Source organism: Nitratireductor kimnyeongensis, from assembly GCF_019891395.1.
GTDB lineage: Bacteria > Pseudomonadota > Alphaproteobacteria > Rhizobiales > Rhizobiaceae > Nitratireductor > Nitratireductor kimnyeongensis.
Genome location: NZ_CP078143.1, coordinates 3423673 through 3443113, shown reverse-complemented (window position 1 = coordinate 3443113; position 19441 = coordinate 3423673). Strand labels below are relative to the sequence as shown.

20 protein-coding genes are annotated in these 19441 nt (G+C 59.8%); 13 read left to right on the top strand and 7 right to left on the bottom strand.

Features of this window, described 5'->3' with window-relative positions; all coding sequences use genetic code 11:
* The first annotated feature begins 19 nt into the window (after window positions 1-19).
* The 4 genes from KW403_RS16330 (at window position 20) to KW403_RS16315 (ending at window position 2208) form a co-directional block, all read left to right on the top strand.
* A complete protein-coding gene (locus KW403_RS16330; protein ID WP_223020477.1) occupies window positions 20-295 on the top strand; it encodes a hypothetical protein in 276 nt (91 codons plus the stop codon).
* A complete protein-coding gene (gene purQ, locus KW403_RS16325; RefSeq protein ID WP_223020476.1) occupies window positions 292-960 on the top strand; it encodes a phosphoribosylformylglycinamidine synthase subunit PurQ in 669 nt (222 codons plus the stop codon). The genes KW403_RS16330 and purQ overlap by 4 nt, the downstream gene beginning before the upstream one ends.
* The gene (locus KW403_RS16320) at window positions 960-1400 is read left to right on the top strand and encodes a hypothetical protein (protein WP_223020475.1); all 441 of its coding nucleotides are present in this window, start codon (window positions 960-962) and stop codon (window positions 1398-1400) included. Before purQ ends, KW403_RS16320 begins: the two co-directional genes overlap by 1 nt.
* 169 nt (window positions 1401-1569) lie before the next feature.
* The gene (locus tag KW403_RS16315) at window positions 1570-2208 is read left to right on the top strand and encodes a Pr6Pr family membrane protein (RefSeq protein WP_223020474.1); all 639 of its coding nucleotides are present in this window, start codon (window positions 1570-1572) and stop codon (window positions 2206-2208) included.
* Between the two features lie 101 nt (window positions 2209-2309).
* On the opposite strand, the gene KW403_RS16310 is transcribed toward KW403_RS16315, so the two are convergent.
* Window positions 2310-2537 carry a DUF1127 domain-containing protein gene (locus KW403_RS16310; RefSeq protein WP_223020473.1) on the bottom strand — a complete coding sequence of 76 codons (228 nt, stop codon included), beginning with the start codon at window positions 2535-2537 and terminating at the stop codon, window positions 2310-2312.
* Window positions 2538-2618: 81 nt separating this feature from the next.
* On the opposite strand from KW403_RS16310, the gene KW403_RS16305 reads away from it, so the two are divergent.
* The 5 genes from KW403_RS16305 (at window position 2619) to KW403_RS16285 (ending at window position 8660) form a co-directional block, all read left to right on the top strand.
* Entirely contained in the window at window positions 2619-4031 is a 1413-nt protein-coding gene (locus tag KW403_RS16305) for an aminotransferase-like domain-containing protein (RefSeq protein ID WP_223020472.1), read from the top strand.
* Between the two features lie 98 nt (window positions 4032-4129).
* On the top strand, window positions 4130-6325 hold the full coding sequence (gene purL / locus KW403_RS16300; protein WP_223020471.1) for a phosphoribosylformylglycinamidine synthase subunit PurL: 2196 nt from the start codon (window positions 4130-4132) through the stop codon (window positions 6323-6325).
* Window positions 6326-6446: 121 nt separating this feature from the next.
* Window positions 6447-6680, top strand: coding sequence for a BolA family protein (locus KW403_RS16295; RefSeq protein WP_223020470.1), 234 nt, complete (start codon window positions 6447-6449; stop codon window positions 6678-6680).
* A gap of 111 nt (window positions 6681-6791) precedes the next feature.
* A complete protein-coding gene (gene grxD / locus KW403_RS16290; RefSeq protein ID WP_223020469.1) occupies window positions 6792-7127 on the top strand; it encodes a Grx4 family monothiol glutaredoxin in 336 nt (111 codons plus the stop codon).
* Between the two features lie 288 nt (window positions 7128-7415).
* Entirely contained in the window at window positions 7416-8660 is a 1245-nt protein-coding gene (locus tag KW403_RS16285; RefSeq protein ID WP_223020468.1) for a multidrug effflux MFS transporter, read from the top strand.
* Here KW403_RS16285 and ttcA read toward each other — a convergent pair.
* Complete coding sequence (ttcA, locus tag KW403_RS16280; protein WP_246637976.1) at window positions 8644-9480, bottom strand: tRNA 2-thiocytidine(32) synthetase TtcA; 837 nt, start codon at window positions 9478-9480, stop codon at window positions 8644-8646. The genes KW403_RS16285 and ttcA overlap by 17 nt on opposite strands.
* Window positions 9481-9648: 168 nt before the next feature.
* On the opposite strand from ttcA, the gene KW403_RS16275 reads away from it, so the two are divergent.
* The 3 genes from KW403_RS16275 to KW403_RS16265 are packed head-to-tail and all read left to right on the top strand — an operon-like array spanning window position 9649 to window position 11844.
* Window positions 9649-10644, top strand: a complete 996-nt coding sequence (locus KW403_RS16275; protein WP_223020466.1) for a glycosyltransferase family 2 protein — start codon at window positions 9649-9651, stop codon at window positions 10642-10644.
* A complete protein-coding gene (locus tag KW403_RS16270) occupies window positions 10637-11446 on the top strand; it encodes a ChbG/HpnK family deacetylase (RefSeq protein WP_223020465.1) in 810 nt (269 codons plus the stop codon). The genes KW403_RS16275 and KW403_RS16270 overlap by 8 nt, the downstream gene beginning before the upstream one ends.
* Window positions 11443-11844 (top strand): GtrA family protein, encoded by a 402-nt coding sequence (locus tag KW403_RS16265; protein WP_223020464.1) that lies wholly within the window; start codon window positions 11443-11445, stop codon window positions 11842-11844. The genes KW403_RS16270 and KW403_RS16265 overlap by 4 nt, the downstream gene beginning before the upstream one ends.
* 71 nt (window positions 11845-11915) lie before the next feature.
* Here the strand turns inward: KW403_RS16265 and KW403_RS16260 are convergent, their stop codons facing one another.
* Complete coding sequence (locus KW403_RS16260; RefSeq protein ID WP_246637819.1) at window positions 11916-13406, bottom strand: glycosyltransferase family 39 protein; 1491 nt, start codon at window positions 13404-13406, stop codon at window positions 11916-11918.
* 89 nt (window positions 13407-13495) lie between these two features.
* The gene (gene rpsD, locus KW403_RS16255; protein WP_223020463.1) at window positions 13496-14113 is read right to left on the bottom strand and encodes a 30S ribosomal protein S4; all 618 of its coding nucleotides are present in this window, start codon (window positions 14111-14113) and stop codon (window positions 13496-13498) included.
* A 526-nt stretch (window positions 14114-14639) separates the two neighbouring features.
* Between rpsD and KW403_RS16250 the strand changes: the two genes are divergently transcribed.
* Window positions 14640-15611 (top strand): LysR substrate-binding domain-containing protein, encoded by a 972-nt coding sequence (locus tag KW403_RS16250; RefSeq protein ID WP_223020462.1) that lies wholly within the window; start codon window positions 14640-14642, stop codon window positions 15609-15611.
* Here the strand turns inward: KW403_RS16250 and murI are convergent.
* Genes murI through KW403_RS16235 form a run of 3 tightly spaced genes read right to left on the bottom strand, consistent with a single transcriptional unit; the run spans window position 15569 to window position 19327 of the window.
* A complete protein-coding gene (gene murI / locus KW403_RS16245; RefSeq protein ID WP_223020461.1) occupies window positions 15569-16360 on the bottom strand; it encodes a glutamate racemase in 792 nt (263 codons plus the stop codon). The two genes, KW403_RS16250 and murI, sit on opposite strands and share 43 nt — an antisense overlap.
* Before the next feature lie 2 nt (window positions 16361-16362).
* Window positions 16363-17151 carry an RNA methyltransferase gene (locus KW403_RS16240; RefSeq protein ID WP_223020460.1) on the bottom strand — a complete coding sequence of 263 codons (789 nt, stop codon included), beginning with the start codon at window positions 17149-17151 and terminating at the stop codon, window positions 16363-16365.
* 49 nt (window positions 17152-17200) lie between these two features.
* Window positions 17201-19327: a DUF294 nucleotidyltransferase-like domain-containing protein gene (locus KW403_RS16235; protein ID WP_223020459.1), complete on the bottom strand. Its 2127-nt coding sequence runs from the start codon at window positions 19325-19327 to the stop codon at window positions 17201-17203.
* Window positions 19328-19441 lie beyond the last annotated feature (114 nt).

Sequence of the window (19441 nt, the reverse complement as noted above, 5' to 3'; positions counted from 1 at the left end):
GTTGTGGATAAAGACCATTATGGGCGACGTCACCAACGAGCTGCCTTACGAGATCCTCAAAAGCATGCAGGGTCGCATGGACAAGCTTGAAGCCGGCCAATCGGAGATCCGCCAGGAGTTGATCTCCATCCGGGGGCATATGATTGCGATCCAGCAGGATACCCACAACATCTACGGTATCCTTGGACGTCATCACGATCGCCCTGAACGCATAGAACGCCGCCTCGAACTCCGTGAATTGGCCGAAGGCCCGCAGAAACCATACGATCCCAGCCCAAGCGATCAGAACCCATGAAATCAGCCATCATCCAGCTCCCCGGCCTCAATCGCGACCGCGACATGATCGCCGCGCTTACCAGGATTTCCGGAATAGCGCCGATCACCGTCTGGCAGACCGAGACCGAGCTTCCCGATGTCGACCTGGTGGTCATTCCCGGCGGCTTCTCCTATGGCGACTATCTGCGCTGTGGCGCAATCGCCGCGCGCATGCCGGTCATGCAGGCCGTGGCCGAGAAAGCCCGCAAGGGCGTTCTCGTCATGGGCGTGTGCAACGGGTTTCAGGTTCTGCTTGAGATGGGCCTCCTGCCCGGCGCTCTCATGCGCAACGCCTCTTTGAAATTCGTGTGCCGCGAGGTGAAGCTCGAAGTCACCAACGCCAACACCGCCTTCACGCGCGGTTATGCGCAGGGCCAGATCATCCGCTGCCCGGTTGCCCATCATGATGGCAATTATTTCGCCGATGATGAAACATTGAAACGGATCGAGGGTGAAGGCCAGGTTGCGTTCCGCTATTCCGAGGGCACCAATCCCAATGGCTCCGTGAACGACATCGCCGGCATCGTCAGCGACAGCGGCAACGTGCTCGGCATGATGCCGCATCCCGAAAACCTCATTGAGGCCGCCCATGGTGGCGATGACGGTCGCGCGCTCTTTGCCAGCCTTCTTGGAAAGGCTGCCTGATGGGCTTCGCCGGCCATTCCGGCTTGAACCTGCGACGCCTCGTTCGCTGTGCTACCGGTGCCGTGCTGATAACAGCGCTGTCTCTTCTGACAGCATGCCAGACGGAACCCATGGGCGGCGCCCTCAATCTCGAGGTCGATGCGTCGAACCCCGTGGCTGCTCTGCAGAACATCAACAGCAATGGTGCCAAATGCTGGATGCGTTCGGGTGATCGCCGCTTCCGTGGTCTTCATATGATTCCCGAGCTCGATACGCGCGTCGGGCGGCCACGGCTCCTGATCATGCGCAGCAAAAATCAACAGGGGCTGCCATTGCTTGTCATCGAAGCAACAGGTTCTCCGACAACGATTTCGACCTACGGCCCCCTGGCATCGACGCAGACGGGTGCAAGGGTCAACGCTGACATCATGCGCTGGTCGGGCGGAGCTTCCGAGTGCTGAACTGGCAAACCCCTTGAGCGATGTTGCCAGACGCCACTCCTGAACGCATACCCTTGGCGATAGGGGAATGTTTTCGGGCATCGCATCAGGCCAATGCTTTAGGCCTAAACTTTAAATTTAGATTCTCGGACTAATGCAAGCGCTCGTAATACGGCCCAGGGGAATCTGCATGACGAAAATCCTGAACATTGCCGGCCTCGTGGTCGGCTTGCTTGCCCTTGTCGTACAATTCACTCTGACCATACCCGCTTCCATGGAGGCAGGACGAAGCCTCGTTGGGTCCATCGTCCATTATTTTTCCTATTTCACCATTCTGACAAACATTCTGGTGGTTCTGGTTCACTTGGCGGCCTTGTCTGGCGCGCCGCGCTTCTTCAAGAAGGCTTCGGTCCGTGCCGGCGTCGCCGTGGCGATTTTGTTGGTCGGCCTCGTCTACTGGCTGCTTCTTTCGGCGATCTGGGAGCCGAAGGGGCTTTTCCTGATATGCGACGTCGCGCTTCACTACGTCGCGCCGGCGCTCTATCTGGTCTGGTGGCTGCTCGCCGGTACAGATGGCAGCCTTTCCTGGCGCCACCTCCCCCTTTGGCTCGCCTATCCGCTGCTGTATGTGACATATGTCCTGGTTCGCGCCCCGATCGCGGGTGAAGTTCCCTATTACTTCCTGGATGCGCGATTGAATGGATGGCCGAGTGTCCTTGTCTATCTCGCCGTCATTCTGCTCACTTTCGCATTCCTCGGGCGAATTGCCATGCTGGTAGACCGTCTTATCGCAAGCGGAAAGCCGTCTCGCGCCAACGCCGCCGTCTAAGAGGCAGGGTCGGTTCCCCGGCCTTCATCGGGTTCGAACAAATCCCGCTTCTCGGGAAGACCCTTCACGCAGCCCTTTCAAGGCTCGCAGAAGCTGCCTGATCAATCCCAGAACGATCGTAGCCCTTCGCGGCGGGCCTCTTCGCGCGAAACACCTATATCGCGCAACTGATCGTTTGTGAGATCAAGCAAAGCCAGCCTGCTGCGGCGCTTGCCGAGCAAGGTACGGAGCCTGTCCAGAGTGGAATGAAGTCCGGGATCGTTCACCGTCTCCGCGAAGCCTGACCTCCGCAGTTTGCATCCTTCCGCGGCTGTTTTGATTGCTTCCATTGTATCACTCCCTTTGGGTCATTGGAGCGATTGAACCTATGCATTGACTCAAAATTCGGTGCAATATAGATAATTGTCACGATGACAAATTGGCTTCCAAACCTTCAACGCGGTTCCGGTCCTCTTTATGTGCGTCTCGCAGATCAGATCGAACGCGATATCGAAAACGGCACGCTCCCGCCCGGAACCAAGCTGCCGCCGCAGCGCAATCTTGCTTATGACGTCGGCGTCACGATCGGCACTGTGAGCCGGGCCTATACGCTCGTTCGCCAGCGCGGCCTTGTGTCTGGCGAAGTCGGTCGCGGCACCTATGTGCTTGAGCGCATACGCAGCGTCCGCTCGGCGGAGGCGCAATCCCACCCCTTCGGAGGCACACGGGCCACCGTGCCGGAGTCAGGCAAGACCCGAATGGACTCGACTGCTGCCCCCAATGTCGGCCAAGCGCAAATCCTCACACGGATGGCCGAACGGATCGCCAGCGAGCACCCTTCTGACGTCGCAAGCTACACCCGCGCGCTCCCCACGCACTGGCTTGAAGCGGGCAGCCGGTGGCTTGCGCGCGGCGAGTGGCGCCCGCAGCCGGACGCCATTGTCCCCACACTTGGCGGCCACGCCGGCATACTGGCAATCATTGCCGCCATGACCGTGCCCGGCGACCGGATCGCATTCGAGCAATCCACCTATTCCCATGTCGCCCGCAGCGCCACGGTGATCGGCCGCCGTCTGCTTTCTGTCGCCATCGATGACGAAGGCATGGTGCCGGAGGATTTTGAACGGGTTTGCGCCCAGCAACATCCCCGCATGGTGTTTCTGGTTCCCTCGCTCCACAATCCGACACTTGCGACCATGCCCGAAGCGCGCCGGCATGCCATTGTGGAGATTGCCAGGACCCACAATGTCTGGCTGATCGAAGACAATATTTACGGCGCACTTCTCGAAACGACGCCTCCTCTTTTCGCGTCGCTGGCGCCTGAGCGCACATTTCATGTCGGCAGCCTGTCCAAATCGGTTGCGGCGGGTGTGCGCGGCGGTTGGGTCGCCAGCCCGCTGCCCTATGTCTCGCGTGTCCTCACCGCGCATAAAATGATCACCGGCGGCATCCCTTTCCTGCTCGCCGAACTGGCCGCCCAACTCGTCCTGTCGGGAGAAGCCGCAAGCATTCACACCCGCGTGCGCGCGGAGATCACCGCCCGGCATTCGATCGCCGCCTCCATCCTCGCCGGGAAGGATTTCACTTCTCATCCGAATGCCCCTTTCCTGTGGCTGAAACTGCCCGAACCCTGGCTCTCCAGCACCTTCAAACAGGCGGCCATGGAGGAAGGTGTCCTGGTTGACGATGAGGACGAATTCAAGGTCGGCCGGGGCGGCCACCCCGTGCACCGTGCCCGCATCGCCTTCACTGTTCCCGAGAACCGGGAGACCGTGACACAGGGCCTGAAGAAGCTCAGAAGCCTCCTCGACAATCCAATCAGCGGGTTTGGCAATTACGGTTGATGAAAACCGGCAAAGGGAAGTGGATTATCCGCGCGCAATGCTGTACCGCAGGCGCGAGATAGCCTAAGCAACCCCTTTGCAGGGACCATGCCGACCACATGACCATTCCCAATCACATCCCCATCACCGAAGACCTCATCGCCGCCCACGGCCTCAAGCCCGACGAGTATCAGCGCATTCTCGATCTGATCGGCCGCGAGCCGAGCTTTACCGAGCTTGGTATCTTCTCGGCCATGTGGAACGAGCACTGTTCCTATAAAAGCTCGAAGAAATGGCTGCGCACGCTGCCCACTTCGGGGCCGCAGGTCATCCAGGGGCCGGGCGAGAATGCCGGCGTGGTCGACATCGGCGACGGCCAATGCGTGGTCTTCAAGATGGAGAGCCACAACCACCCCTCCTATATCGAGCCCTATCAGGGTGCAGCCACCGGCGTCGGCGGTATTCTGCGCGATGTCTTCACCATGGGCGCGCGCCCTGTCGCCGCCATGAACGCGCTTCGCTTTGGCGCGCCCGACCACCCCAAGACGAGGCATCTCGTGGCCGGCGTCGTCTCCGGCATTGGCGGCTATGGCAATTCCTTCGGCGTTCCCACCGTTGGCGGCGAGGTCAATTTTGACGCCCGCTACAATGGCAACATTCTGGTCAATGCCTTTGCCGCCGGCATCGCCGAAACCAACGCGATCTTCTACTCCAAGGCCGAAGGCGTCGGCCTGCCCGTCGTTTATCTCGGTGCCAAGACGGGCCGTGACGGCGTTGGCGGCGCAACCATGGCATCAGCCGAGTTCGACGAAGGCATCGACGAAAAGCGCCCCACCGTTCAGGTCGGCGATCCGTTCACCGAAAAATGCCTGCTCGAAGCCTGCCTCGAACTGATGGCCACCGGCGCCGTCATCGCGATTCAGGACATGGGTGCAGCCGGCCTCACCTGTTCCGCTGTCGAAATGGGCGCCAAGGGCGATCTCGGTATCGAACTCGACCTCGACAAGGTTCCCGTGCGCGAAGAGCGCATGAGCGCCTATGAGATGATGCTGTCGGAAAGCCAGGAGCGCATGCTCATAGTGCTTCAGCCCGAAAAGCGCGACGAGGCCGAGGCCATCTTCCGCAAATGGGGGCTCGATTTTGCCATTGTCGGCAAGACGACAGACGATCTGCGCTTTCGCATCATGCATCAGGGTGAGGAAGTGGCCAATCTCCCGATCAAGGAGCTTGGCGACGAAGCGCCTGAATATGACCGCCCATGGGTCGCTCCGAAGCACAAGGCACCGCTTACCGGCCCCGTGCCGGAAGCCGACATTGCCGAAAGCCTCCTGAAACTTCTCAATTCGCCGGACCTCTCCTCCCGCCGCTGGGTGTGGGAGCAGTATGACACGCTCATTCAGGGCAATTCGCTGCACCTTCCAGGCGGAGACGCCGGTGTGGTCCGTGTCGACGGGCAGGAGAAAAAGGCCCTCGCCTTCTCTTCCGATGTCACCCCGCGCTATTGCGAGGCCGATCCTTATGAAGGCGGCAAGCAGGCTGTGGCCGAATGCTGGCGCAACATCACCGCCACCGGTGCCGAGCCGCTCGCCTCCACCGACAATCTCAATTTCGGCAATCCCGAAAAGCCGGAAATCATGGGCCAGCTCGTCCATGCGATCAAAGGCATTGGCGAAGCCTGTACGGCACTCGGTTTCCCCATCGTGTCCGGTAATGTCTCGCTCTACAACGAGACGCTTGGCGAGGCGATCCCGCCCACTCCGACCATTGCCGGCGTCGGCCTCATTCCCGACTGGCAAAAGGCCGCTCGCGCCGCGTTCGCTGCAGAAGGCGAAGCCATCGTACTGATCGGCGCCCCGGAAAGCTGGGGCACGCATCTCGGGCAGTCGGTCTATCTGCGCGACATTCACGGTCGCGCCGAAGGCCCACCCCCACCTGTCGATCTCACCCACGAAAAGCGCACCGGTGATCTCGTGCGCGGCCTGATCCGTTCGGGTGCCGTTTCGGCTGCACATGACTGCTCGGATGGTGGTCTCGCCGTGGCATTGGCCGAAATGGCGATTGCCTCAGGCATCGGTGCCATCGTCGAAACGCCCGCAAATCCCATTGCCGCCTTCTTCGGCGAGGATCAGGGCCGCTATGTGGTGACGACGGCGGACGCCGACGCTGTTCGGTCCAAAGCCGATGCAGCCGGCGTTTCCACCATCGTCATTGGCACGACCGGCGACGATGCTCTCGCGCTGGGCGATGCAGCGCCCGTCGCGGTGACGGCCTTGAAAGAGGCTCATGAAGCGTGGTTCCCGAGCTTCATGGACTGAGCAGGCATCTTCCCCGACTCCTGCAGAATGGAGCCGGGGCGCTTTGCGCCACCAATTGACGTGACCCACCGGAACCGCCATATCTCGAATGATATGGACTGATTTGGAGAACCCCTGCCCCATGGCCATGAACGCTGCCGATATCGAACGCCTGATCAAGGAAGGCATCCCCGACGCACGGGTCACGATCCGCGATCTGGCGGGGGATGGCGACCATTACGCGGCAGAAGTCGTGGCAGAGAGCTTTCGGGGCAAGTCGCGCGTCCAGCAGCACCAGATGGTCTACAACGCCCTTAAAGGCAATATGGGCGGTGCGCTCCACGCGCTAGCCCTTCAGACCAGCGCGCCGGATTGAGCAGACCCAAAAGTTTTTGACCGGCGGCGTTGCACCCCGCGGGAGGGTGCAATACATAACCATTGAGGAAGACAATGCCGGGCCTTGACCCCGGTCATGAAAGGATTTGCGATGAGCGGTATCAACGAATTCATCGATAATGAAGTCAAGGGCAGCGACGTGGTGCTGTTCATGAAGGGCACACCCGGCTTCCCCCAATGCGGTTTTTCGGGGCAGGTTGTCCAGATTCTCGATTATCTCGATGTCGACTATAAAGGCATCAACGTGCTGACCTCGGATGATCTCCGCCAGGGCATCAAAGATTACTCCAACTGGCCGACCATTCCTCAGCTCTACGTGAAGGGCGAGTTTGTTGGTGGATGCGATATCATCCGGGAAATGTTTCAGGCCGGCGAGTTGCAGGCATTTCTGAACGAGAAAGGCGTGGCAGCCAAAGGCGCCGCCTGACTTTGAATTTCGGATAGCGCCCGTCTTCGGGCGCCTTCTTTTTTTAGATGCGTTGGCTTTTGCCAGCGCATTTTTTCGCGTCGGTGTTATGTCAAACAACCCTGCCGGCGCTCGTTGCGGTCGCGGGCATGATTTCCCTCGGCTGAAGCACGTCCGGAAATGAGCGCTTTTCCGGGAAAAGTGAGACTGGCCCGTAAGGCTGACGCCTCGCATCTGCCGTGCCACCGCGGGATTCCGTCGGCACCGGCGTTTTATTGCACGCGCGATGGATGATCGTTGGAGAGTGATATGGAAAAACCCGTTTCAAAAGATGTTTTGCAACCACGCAAGCCTCTTGGTCGAGCGGAGTTTATCGCGCTTGCAGCCGCTCTCATGTCGCTCAATGCGCTCGCCATCGACATCATGCTTCCAGCCCTCCAACAGATCGGCGCCGAACTCGGTGTGAATGACGAGAATGCGCGCCAGTACATTGTAACGGCCTATCTGGCCGGCCTTGGCGGTGGTCAGCTCATCTTCGGGCCCATTTCGGATCGATTTGGTCGCCGCGCACCTCTTTTCGTTGGCCTCGCGCTTTACGTATCGGCAGCGCTGCTTGCCGCTTTTTCACCCAGCTTTGCGGCCATTCTCGTCCTGCGGTTCCTTCAGGGCATCGGTGCAGCAACCACCCGGGTCATTGCCGTCTCGGCCATTCGCGACGTGTTCGGCGGACGCCAGATGGCCGAAGTGCTGTCCATGGTCATGATGGTGTTCATGGTCATACCGGTCATTGCACCGAGCATCGGCCAGCTCATCATGATCTTCGGCGATTGGTCCGAGATCTTTGTTGCGATGGCGGTGCTCGCCGTCATATTCGGCATCTGGGCCGCCACGCGACTGCCCGAAACACTGGCCCCGGAAAACCGCCGCGAACTGACGTTTTCCTCGGTCACGAAGGGCTTTGGCCATGTGCTCACGAACCGCATAGCGCTGTGCTACACGCTCGCGACCACCAGCATCTTCGGGGCGATGTTCGGTTTCATCAGCTCCGCGCAGCAGATCTATACGGACACGTTCGACCTCGCAGACTGGTTTCCGATCCTGTTCGCTGTCGGTGCCGGTCTGATGGCGATTTCATCCTTCACCAATTCGCGCCTGGTTGGCCGCATCGGCATGCGCCGCCTGTCGCACACCGCACTTGTCGGGTTCACGTCCGTCAGCTTTGTCTGGCTGGTGCTCGCCATGGTGGGCTACATGCCCTTCGGCCTGTTCTTCGTGTTGTTTTCAGTGGCCATGTTCCAGTTCGGCTGGGTCGGCGCGAACTTCAACTCCATCGCCATGGAGCCACTGGGCCATGTGGCGGGAACGGCTGCCGCCACACAGGGTTTCCTGACCACGGTTGGCGGTGGAGTGATCGGTGCCATCGTCGGCCAGGCATTCGACGGCTCCACCGTTCCCCTCGCAGCCGGTTATTTCCTGACCGGTCTCGTGGCCATCGCTCTGGTTCTGATCGGAGAGCGCGGCCGCATGTTCCACGCGGTCAATCCACCCGTGTGAGCCCGGCGAAATCGAAGAGCTTCCGGTCGAGCAGGTGAGACGGGCGCGCATTGGTCAGCGCCCGGATCATCGTGTCCTTACGCCCAGGCATGCGGTTTTCGATATCCGTCAGCATTGCCTTCATGGCGTTGCGCTGCAGTCCGTCCTGGCTGCCGCAAAGGTCACAGGGAATGATGGGAAACTTCATCGCATCGGCGAATTTTGCCATGTCCGTTTCCGCACAATAGCTGAGCGGGCGCAGCACCATCACGTCGCCTTCATCGTTGAGAAGCTTGGGCGGCATCGCCGCAAGCCGCCCGCCGTGAAACAGGTTCATGAAAAAGGTTTCGAGAATATCCTCGCGGTGATGGCCGAGCACCAGCGAGGAACAGCCCTCCTCCCGCGCGATCCGGTAGAGATGCCCGCGCCGCAGCCTTGAGCAGAGCGAGCAGTAGGTGCTCGATTCGGGCAGTTTCTCCGTCACCACCGAATAGGTGTCCTGATACTCGATCCGGTGCGCCACACCGAGACTTTCGAGATAGTCCGGCAAAATGTGTTTCGGAAAATTCGGCTGTCCCTGATCCAGATTGCAGGCCAGAATTTCGACCGGCAGAAGCCCCCGCCATTGCAGATCCATAAGCACGGCCAGCAGACCGTAGGAATCCTTGCCCCCTGAAAGCGCCACCAGCCAGCGTTCGCCCGGCGTGACCATGGCGAAATCCTCGATCGCCTGTCTTGTCTGCCGCAAAAGACGCTTGCGCAGCTTGTTGAACTCGACGGAGGAAGGCATGCCCTTCATGAATGGCGGCGTGTCCTCTCCACCGTCTGTGGGAGCGTCCATGACGTCGATCGGTTCATTCGGTTGCGCCAAGGTGCTATGCATGGCCACGCCTCTGTCGGTACATCTGATTTCGCGCCTTCCTATCAGAAGCCTTGCAGCAAGGCGACTTAACGAATAGGCATTTTCAACTTTCAGCGGGCATAACACGGATTTATGGAGATTGCGCGCGTGGCCAAACGGCTCGACATTCTGGTCCCCTTTTTGAACGAGAGGGAAAGCGTCGCCGGGTTTTCTGCCCTGGCGGGCGATCTCGCCGTGCAGGTCAAGGAGCGCTTCGGTCTTGAGACGCATTTCGTCTTTATCGACGATGGCAGCACGGATGACGGCGGCGCGCTTTATGGCGAGCACATGACTGGCGATTGGTCGCTCATCACGCTTGCGCGCAATTTCGGCAAGGAAACGGCCATCCTCGCCGGGCTCGATCATTCCGAAGGAGATTATGTTCTCCTCATGGATGCGGATCTCCAGCACACGGTCGACGTCGCCCTCGACATGATCGGCCGCATCATGGCCGATTCCGAGCTGGACATGGTCTATGCCGTGCGCTCCGATCGGGCGGAAACCCGCTCGCTGGGCCGGTATTTTGCCAATGGCTTCTACTGGCTGATCAATATGGGCCAGCGTTACGAAATTCCGGCCAATGCGGGTGACTTCCGGGTCATGACCAGCCGGTTTGCCGCGGCTCTGCGCCAGTTGCGCGACCAGCGCCGCTTCAACAAGGGGCTCTATGCCTGGACCGGGTTCAAGCAGGAACGCATCCTCTACAAGCCTGCCGAAAGACAGGGTGGCGAAAGCAAATGGTCGCGCCGCCGGTTGATCGCCTTCTCGCTGGAAGGGTTCACTTCCTTCTCGGTCGTACCGTTGCGCATGGTGTCTTTGTTCGGCACCGGTGTCGCCATTCTTGGTTTTCTCTACGGCATCAAGATCCTTTTGGAGGTTCTGTTCACCGGTGTCTCGGTACCCGGCTATCCGAGCCTCATCGTCGCCGTCCTCGTTCTGGGCGGTCTCAACCTCGCGCTGACGGGCCTTGTGGGCGAGTATGTGTGGTCCGCATTGAGTGAGGCGAAGAACCGGCCCAATTACATCGTCAAATCCATCACTGGCTCTCACACCGCCACGGCGGTACAGACGGCCAAGGCCTCTCGCAAGGCGACGCATGGCTGAGCCCGGCGCGCGCTCGATCTGGCTGATCGCGGACGACTACGGCTTTTCGCCCGGTGTCAGCGAGACCATCCGCACGCTGCTGGCGGCCGGACACCTGAGCGGCACGGGCTGCATGACGCTCTTCGATGACTGGTCGAGCGAGGCCCGCGCCCTTGCCGCAATTGGTGGTCCCTTCGCGGTCGGCATGCATCTCACCCTCACCGACTTCCCCGCCCTGTCCACAGGTCGGACGATGCCGAACCTGAAGCGCCTGCTCGCGAGCCACGACGCCAAAACAATTGGCATTGAGGCCGATGCCCAGCTTGACCGCTTTCGCGAGGCCTTCGGTCAAGATCCCGAATTCATCGACGGTCATCAGCATGTCCATTTTCTGCCGGCTGTCCGGGGATGGCTTGCAAGGCGCTTCGCTGATCGCTCAATGAGCGAACGCCCCTGGCTTCGCGGTTCGCCGACCCTGCGCGCGGTCCCTGCGCTCGTGAAGGCAAAGGTGGTGGTTGCGCGGCTTCTTGCGCGCGGTTTCGACGCCGAGATGCGCCGGCACGGGTTTGTTGTGGAAGGCCCCCTCTGCGGCTTCTATGACTGGCGTCGCCCGGGTGCCTTTGCTCGCGCACTCGATCTCTTCATGGACAAGGCGCCGGATGGAGCCGTAGTTATGTGCCATCCCGGTACGGTGGACGATGTTCTGCGCCAGCGAGACGTGTTCACCGATGCCCGCCATGAGGAGCGGGATGCGCTCGCCTCCGACGCCTTTCCCCTACGCCTGCAAAGTGCTTCCCTCGATCTGAAACGTGCTGCGTCATGAACCGGCAGGCCGATCGTCCCGTTACAAAAAAGCTTGGCCGATTTGCAATTGTCGGGCTTTTGAACACGCTGATAGACCTCGCTACATTCAGCGCACTTGTCGCATTGTCTTTCCCCGCGCTGGTCGCCAATTTTTTGGGTTGGGGCGTTGCCGTGATCTTTTCCTTCGCGGTCAATTCGCGTTGGACATTCGAGCGCGGAGAACGGTTCAACCTGCACAAGGCATTTGCAAAGTTTGCCGTCAGCGGCAGCATCATCTCGCTTGGATCATCGTCGCTCGCCGTCTATTTCCTGCCCCCCCTCACCGGCCTCTTTGCGGCCAAGCTGGTCGGGATCATCGTCGGCGCGATCCTCAATTTTTTCGCCGCGCGATGGTCCATCGAAAATCGGATAATTTGACCAGCTTTTTGGCGAAACCGACGGGTTTTACCTCGAATTCCGGCAAACCAAGCCATTTCCGGAAAAAGGCTTCAAAGCCCGTTTCCGGTGGGTGGTACAAAGAAAATCCGCACCGTCCAGCTTCTGTCTCCACCGAAGCCAGGAACCGTCAGATCCTGAGTATCGCGCCCACCGTTCGATAACTCTATCGCCTTGTTCAAGCACGCTTTCTGACCTTCGAGACAGGCAATGAGCATCCCCTTCCGAGCCACATCCTCAGGGGCAATCCAAGGCGTCAATGCATAGGAATTGGCCTGCATGGAATAGGGGCGAGAGGCCGTGTAGAAGGTCATACCGCTGGCCAGTATCTTGTCACCGGCAACATAGGCGAGCGGTAAATCGTACCGCGCATACCACGCACTCTCGATCTGCCCTGCGAGGGTGCGAACCGGCACGTTGTTGTAGTGGGAGGTGTTTTTCGCTTCCTCGGCATAGATGATCGGCGACAAGGCAAGAAGACAGGCACCATAGATCATCACGATCGCGGGAATGGCGGCCTTCTGTACCTCCAGGCGTCCAGACTTTACGAACAACAGCAGAAAGGTCGGCGCTGAGAAATACAGTGGAAGCGCCCATACCGAGCTGAACTGCACGGTGAACACGATACCAAGAAGAAGTGTCAGCGCGAGGGAACCGAAACCGGTCCACAAGAGCGCGCGCCCTGCCAGCGTGTTCCGCAAGGCAAGGAATTCTCCAGCGTCAAACCAGGGACCGCGGCCGTTGCGCAGGATAGCGATCAGCAAAACAAGAACGACTGGAAGCAGATAGGCCAAAAGGGCTGCGAGGAAACGCGGCGCGGATGTAAGCCCGATCCACGGGGAGCCATCCCCCTGTTCAGAGACATAGGTCAACGGCAGAAACTCGTTCTCGAAAAGCCAGACCAGATGCGGTGTCATCAACACCAGGAACACAAGGCTTGCGACCCAGACAACAGGCTCCAAAAGCAGTGTACGTGCCTCGCGATCAAAAAGCACATGAAGACAGATCGCGCCCAGTAGTGCTGCCGAAAAATACTTGATCAGCACGGAAGCTGCCGCGAGTGCACCCAGAATTACGGCATCAATGAAGCGTCGTTTTTCCAGAAAGCGCAGATAAAACCAGACGGTCGCGGCCCAGAAAGGCAGCATGGCCGAATTGGCGTTGTACTTTATAGCCAGGAATGTGACCGGCGGCAGAAAGAAGAAGAGCGCCGTTGACAGAAACGCGCGCCAGGGATCGAGGAACCGCACGGCGATCCGCCAGCTCGCAAACATGAGCGCTGCGCCGTTGACTGCCGACAGGAGATAATAGGCCCAGTCCTCATTGGGAAACACGGCAAACCATGCTGCCGTGATCCAGGCGAACAGCGGTGGGTGCTTGTAATACCCCTGTTCCCAGGCAATGCCCCAGGAGTAGTTTTCCAGCATATCGCCAAAGCCATCGAGATTGAGCTGGGTGAGGCTGGCATAAACCGTCCACAATGCGACGAAAAAGGCCAGCAACAAGCCCATTCGCACACTGGACGCCCTGGCCAGTCCTTTCATGGCAGTACCCCGATAAATCTCTGAAGACAAAAAAGAAGGCGCCCGGCCAATGGCAGGACGCCCCCTTCCGAATTACCTGTCGAAACGTATCAGCGCGAGTAGAACTCGACAACCAGGTTCGGCTCCATATGCACCGCATAGGGCACGTCGGAGATCGAAGGCATGCGCAGATAGGTGGCAACCATCTTGTTGTGATCAGCCTCGACATAATCGGGAACATCGCGCTCGGCGAGCTGCGTTGCTTCCAGAACGATGGCCAGCTGCTTCGACTTTTCCTTGACCTCGATCACGTCACCGGCCTTGCAGCGGTAGGACGGGATGTTGACGCGGCGGCCGTTGACCAGAACGTGGCCGTGGTTCACGAACTGACGCGCGGCGAAGATCGTGGGAACGAACTTGGCGCGGTAGACGATGGCGTCGAGGCGGGACTCCAGGAGACCGATCAGGTTCTCGTTGGTGTCGCCCTTGCGACGGTTTGCCTCGTCGTAGGTCTTGCGGAACTGCTTTTCCGAGATGTCGCCGTAGTGACCTTTCAGCTTCTGCTTGGCGCGCAGCTGTAGACCGAAGTCTGAGAGCTTGCCCTTGCGGCGCTGACCGTGCTGGCCGGGGCCATATTCACGACGGTTGACCGGAGACTTCGGACGGCCCCAGATATTCTCGCCAAGACGGCGATCAAGTTTGTACTTTGCTGAATGGCGTTTGCTCATCGCATTCCCTTTCAAATCAAAAACCCCGGAGCGAAACACTCCGGACGAAGGAAACGCGCCCTCCTCTGGCCTTCGTTTTCAAGGCCTGACAGGACATGCCACGCACGCTGATGCGGCTTGTCCACGGGACACGTTAAAAAGCGCGGCAGCCGGAAAGCCATCGCGCTTGTGCGGGTGATTATTGAAGACCGGAGCAAATGTCAACCGAAACGCTAATCACGATAGGATTTGGGTCGGAGGGGACGAACATCCGTCAAGCCAACATCATGATGCACCAGTTCCGGGACATCGCGCGGATCGATCACGCGCCGCCTACCCCTCCTACGCTTTCCCGGCAACTTCAGCCATATCAGAAGAGAGTGCCAGAGCGACGCGCGCCCGCTGGAGCGATGAAGGAAAACGTGTTCCATGACAACTTCCCGATCTAACCAAGGAAAAGCTGAGTTGATTTGTGGTCAAGTTTTCGCTCTTCTGAACTCCAATTTCCAATCGAATGGCGACCGGGTGCCATAAGGAGATTTTATCCATGACCAGTGCAATTCTTCCGCCACTGGCGGCCGTCCGCGCTTTCGAGGCCGCATCGCGCCACGGCAGCTTTACCAAAGCAGGCGAAGAGCTGGGCATGACGCAAGCGGCTGTCAGCTATCAGATCAAGATTCTCGAAGATCGGATCGGCACGCCCTTATTCGTCCGTCGACCAAGACAGGTCACTCTGACCGAAACCGGCCAGCGGTTCGCGCCGGCTGTCAGCGACGCATTTGAACGGCTTTCTGCAGCCTATGCCAATGCCCGCGGCATGATGGAGGGCACATTCACCATCAGCACCGCGCAAACCTTTGCCACCAACTGGCTTGTGGAGAAGATCGATGCCTTTCAAGAGCTTCACCCGACATTGTCGGTACGGCTCGAAACCACACAACGGCTGGCGGCATTCAACACGGAGGATGTCGACGTTGCGATTCGCGGCGGGCATGGTCCGTGGCCCGGGCTGGAGCGCCACCTTCTGATCGAAGCCGACTTTACGCCGATGCTGAGCCCCAGGCTCGCCCACACCGTTGGCGGCATCTCAACACCCGAGGATCTTTTGAAGTTACCTCTCCTCGACCTTGGAGACCCTTGGTGGACCATCTGGTTCAGCGCCATCGACATCAAAATTGACAGTGACGACCGCCCCGCTATGGCGAAACTCGGGGGGCAGAGCATGCTTGCACGGGCGGCTATCGCGGGGCGCGGGGTGGCGATGCTCACACCTGCGATGTACCGGACGGAGCTGGAAGCGGGACTGTTGCTAAGACCCTTCGAGCGCACGGAATCGGATGGGCTCGGATATTGGCTCGTCTATCCGGAGGGCCGTCGCAACGCTCCAAAAATCCGGGCGTTCAGAGACTGGATTCTCCAAGCATTGCAGGAAGAAAAGCTGAGCCACGAGAGCTGTCGACAAGAACAAATGACCGATCAGCGCGCCTTGAACCCGAACCCTGTCACAAGACGGCGATAGCCCTCCACCGGCGCGCCGGAGGTGAAATGCGCGATATCCTGTCCAGCCGTAGCGGCGGAAGGCAAAGGCAGATCCGCTGCCAGCGTGAGGGCGCGCCTTGCAATCGCTTCGGATGTGTCGATCCAGTCTACGGGCCAGGGAGCGGTCTTGCGCATGCGGTTCACCAGAAACGGATAGTGTGTGCAGGCCAACACCACGATGTCTGTGCGCTTTCCGTCCTGCTCTACGAAACAGGGGGCGATTTCCCGCTCCACGGCCGCCTCATCCACATAGCCTTCGCGCATATACTGCTCGGCAAGAGCTGCCAGGCTTTCACTGCCAACGAGCCGAACATGGCATTTGGCCGCATAATCACGGATCAGGTCGCGCGTGTATTGCCGCCTCACTGTGCCGGGTGTGGCAAGCACCGAAACGAGACCGGATCGTGTGCGCTCGGCCGCGGGCTTGATGGCTGGCACTGTGCCGACGAAGACTTCACCGGGAAACGCTTCACGCAAACGATGGATGGCGAGCGTCGACGCCGTGTTACAGGCAATGACCGACATGGCCGGCCGGTAGGTCTCGATGAGCTCTGCAAAGAGTGCGACCATGCGCGCAAGGAGTGCTTTCTCCTCCCATGCGCCATAGGGAAAAGCCGCATCATCGGCAACATATACATAAGGCCTGCCCGGCAGAAGAATGCGCGCCTCCTTGACCACCGACAGGCCGCCAATGCCTGAATCGAAGAAAAGGATCGGCCGGGTTTCCATGATCACCCTTCGTCGGGCGCGCCAGAGCCGCGCGGATTCCTCGGAGAGAATTTCTCCAGAGAACGCAACACGCCGCGCAGAACCGCGAGCTCTTCAACGGTATATCCCGGACGTGTGAACAACGCCCGCAGATTGTCCATCATCTTCGGCTTCTTGTCATCGGTGCGGAAATACCCACGCTCGTCCAGCACCTTGTCGAGATAGCTCATAAGACTTTCGATATGGAGCTTTTCGGCGGGTGCGAGCGCGATCTCGGGGGGGCGGACAGCCTGATCGCCCGTCTTGATCCACTCATAGGACATGAGCAGGACCGCCTGCGCTATGTTGAGCGAGGCAAACGCCGGATTGACCGGAAAGGTGACGATCTCGTCGGCAAGCGCCACCTCCTCATTGGTGAGTCCCCAGCGTTCGCGCCCGAAAAGGATGCCGGTCTTCTGGCCACCGGCAAAGCGGCTTCGCAGATCGGCAGCGGCTTCGACCGGGCCGCGCACGGGTTTGAAATTGTCGCGCGGGCGCGCAGTGGTGGCGAGGACAAAATTCAGATCCGCCACCGCTTCCGCTGGAGTCGCAAAGACCGAGGCCGCGTCGATCACATGGTCGGCGCGGCTTGCCGCCGCACGCGCCTTTTCGTTCGGCCAGCCATCGCGCGGGCTGACAAGCCGAAGCTCCGCCAGACCGAAATTGGCCATGGCGCGCGCGACCATGCCGATGTTTTCGCCCAGCTGCGGCTCCACCAGAATGATTGCGGGACCTTCTGCGAGCATGTTCTGCTGTTTGTCTGTTCCTGCCATGATGGGCTGCTGTTACCCGCTTCATGCGCCGCGGTAAAGCATGCATTGATCAGTTTGCGAACATCGCGCTTCGGACAAGTTCTGGAATGATCGCGACCGCCCTGAGAGCCTCCTTCAGCGTCTTCTGCTGAGTCGGTGCGAGGCGATCGACAGCGATCCGGTTGGAGAGCGGTATCCCGGCAGCGATGTCTTCCACCTGTTGTTCCAGCACACGCGCCAAGAAGAATCGGTGGGCATCGCGCAGCGCGAGCAGATCGCTGCGAGGCATTGCAGACACATCGGCGAGTGCTTCCAGACGGGCGCGGGTGGAGGCATGCGGCAGATGATGGCGGATGGAGAGCGCCCGGGCGAATGCGCAAATCGGAAACAGGCCATGGAGCTTCAGATCCAGGCGTCCTTCGTCCCGCCGGAACCCGCCAAAAATAGTGAAGGGATTGGCAATATTGCGCACGCTTTCACCCAGGAGCTTGACGAACTCAACGCGTTCCGCCCCCTTCTTCCATGCATGGGCTGAAAGCTCGGTGACCAGCCGCTCTTCCCCATAAACCGCCCGGAGATCGTAAAAAATATCGACATTGAGGAGGTCTTGCGGTCTCGCCTTTGATACCCACCCATCCACACGTCCGCGCCAGGTTTCCGCCGATCCGCGCCAGGCGGGATTGCGCGCCATCACACCACCCTTGCAAAGAGGGATCGCTGCGGAGTGGAGATGGTCGGTGAACTTTTCGGAAAATACTCCAAACCAGCTGTCTTCGCCCCCATCGGGCGCACCCTTTGAAAAGATTATGGCATTGTCCTGATCTGCTGCCAGCAGGCTTTCGCCCCGCCCGCCCGAACCCAGAACCATCACGGCGAACGGAACCGGCGGGGCGCCCCGACCTGCGGCTTCCATTTCACGCCGAGCCATGCCGCAGGCGCTCGCGGTGATGGAACACAGAATACCGGAAATGATTTCGGCAATGATGCGCGTGTCGGTCTCTTCATCGATAAGCGCTGAGGCGATGACCGCGACACGCGACCATGCACCAGCAAGATCGGCGGGTGTTCGCGCGTTTTCAATCCGCGCCTGGAGGTCGACAGCGGCCCCAGCCCGGAACTTCAGAAAATCACGGGAAGAGAGCACGCCAGCCAGGTTTCCACTGCCATCCGAGACCGCCAAATGCCGAATTCTCTTTCGGCTCATCAGGCCCAGCGCCTGATAGAAAAATGCGTCGTCTCCCACCGCGATCACCGGCTTTGACGCGATGGCCGACGCAGGTTCGGCCAGTGTGGCACTGCCTCTGTCGGCAACGGCCCGCAGGATATCCCGCTCGGTAACGATGGAATAGTGGGAGACAGGGCTGCCCGCTTGTCCATCCGCTGCAAGGAGAAGCGAACTGATGCGGCGCTCTGCCATGAGGCGTGCGGCATCCAATAACACTATGTCGTCACGCACCACGACCGGCTCAGGCGATGCGGCTTCCCGCACACGATGGCGGAAAGCATAGGGATCCATGGCTTCTAGCGCATGTCGGACAGCACCGCTGCGGCGTAGGAAGGGCTCGCTCCACCCGGCTTGCGCCTGCTGGCGCAGGGCCTGTGAGCGCAGGCTTGAGGCGCGCTCGGCCTCGGCGACCGTGCGTATGCCGCGTTCTGCCAGATGTGGTGCCAGCGCGATGAAGATTTCTCCTGCAATGCGCGCATCTGCGGTTGCCCGGTGGCGCCCGGACGTATCCACCTCCAACCAAGCAGCAATCGCCTCCAGGGAGGCATCGGGCAGGTGTGGATTGACAAGACCGGCGAGCATGCGCACGCAGAGCGTTCTTGGCGCCTGCCAAAGCAGACCGGTCCTGTGCGCTTCACGCTCAAGCACGGCCAGATCGAAGCCAAGCGCATAACCGACCAGAAGGCGGCCGCCGCGATAGATCTCAAAGCGCGGCCATGCTTCAGCAAAGCCGGGTGCTGTACGCAGCATCTGACCCGTAATGCCATGAATGGCCGTGGAGCGCGGCGGGACGGGAATGCCTGGATCGACCAGTGTATCGAACATATCGTCTGGCCGAAGCAAACCGTCTACCAAAGCCATGCCACCAAGCTGCAGGATGCGCGCTTCCTTTACATCAAGACCGGTGGTCTCGGTGTCGAAAGCCACCGCATTGGCGGCGATCAGAGGTGTGGCGTCGGTGACGGGTCTCACAACACACTCCAAACAGGAGCTTTTGAGTGAATTTGCACCAGAACCAGTCCGAATTCACCCACAGATACCGCTTCTGGAACCAAAGTCTGACCTTTCGCCCCACGACCGCCCAGC

Bases quoted from the DNA above. Each gene is read 5' to 3' on its own strand.
- KW403_RS16295 (WP_223020470.1), top strand. From the start codon at position 6,447: ATGGCCATGAACGCTGCCGATATCGAACGCCTGATCAAGGAAGGCATC.
- ttcA (WP_246637976.1), bottom strand. From the start codon at position 9,480: ATGGACGCTCCCACAGACGGTGGAGAGGACACGCCGCCATTCATGAAG.
- KW403_RS16265 (WP_223020464.1), top strand. From the start codon at position 11,443: ATGAACCGGCAGGCCGATCGTCCCGTTACAAAAAAGCTTGGCCGATTT.
- KW403_RS16310 (WP_223020473.1), bottom strand. From the start codon at position 2,537: ATGGAAGCAATCAAAACAGCCGCGGAAGGATGCAAACTGCGGAGGTCA.
- purL (WP_223020471.1), top strand. From the start codon at position 4,130: ATGACCATTCCCAATCACATCCCCATCACCGAAGACCTCATCGCCGCC.
- KW403_RS16305 (WP_223020472.1), top strand. From the start codon at position 2,619: ATGACAAATTGGCTTCCAAACCTTCAACGCGGTTCCGGTCCTCTTTAT.
- KW403_RS16240 (WP_223020460.1), bottom strand. From the start codon at position 17,151: ATGGCAGGAACAGACAAACAGCAGAACATGCTCGCAGAAGGTCCCGCA.
- rpsD (WP_223020463.1), bottom strand. From the start codon at position 14,113: ATGAGCAAACGCCATTCAGCAAAGTACAAACTTGATCGCCGTCTTGGC.
- KW403_RS16315 (WP_223020474.1), top strand. From the start codon at position 1,570: ATGACGAAAATCCTGAACATTGCCGGCCTCGTGGTCGGCTTGCTTGCC.
- KW403_RS16320 (WP_223020475.1), top strand. From the start codon at position 960: ATGGGCTTCGCCGGCCATTCCGGCTTGAACCTGCGACGCCTCGTTCGC.
- KW403_RS16270 (WP_223020465.1), top strand. From the start codon at position 10,637: ATGGCTGAGCCCGGCGCGCGCTCGATCTGGCTGATCGCGGACGACTAC.
- KW403_RS16250 (WP_223020462.1), top strand. From the start codon at position 14,640: ATGACCAGTGCAATTCTTCCGCCACTGGCGGCCGTCCGCGCTTTCGAG.
- murI (WP_223020461.1), bottom strand. From the start codon at position 16,360: ATGGAAACCCGGCCGATCCTTTTCTTCGATTCAGGCATTGGCGGCCTG.
- KW403_RS16260 (WP_246637819.1), bottom strand. From the start codon at position 13,406: ATGAAAGGACTGGCCAGGGCGTCCAGTGTGCGAATGGGCTTGTTGCTG.
- KW403_RS16330 (WP_223020477.1), top strand. From the start codon at position 20: ATGGGCGACGTCACCAACGAGCTGCCTTACGAGATCCTCAAAAGCATG.
- grxD (WP_223020469.1), top strand. From the start codon at position 6,792: ATGAGCGGTATCAACGAATTCATCGATAATGAAGTCAAGGGCAGCGAC.
- purQ (WP_223020476.1), top strand. From the start codon at position 292: ATGAAATCAGCCATCATCCAGCTCCCCGGCCTCAATCGCGACCGCGAC.
- KW403_RS16285 (WP_223020468.1), top strand. From the start codon at position 7,416: ATGGAAAAACCCGTTTCAAAAGATGTTTTGCAACCACGCAAGCCTCTT.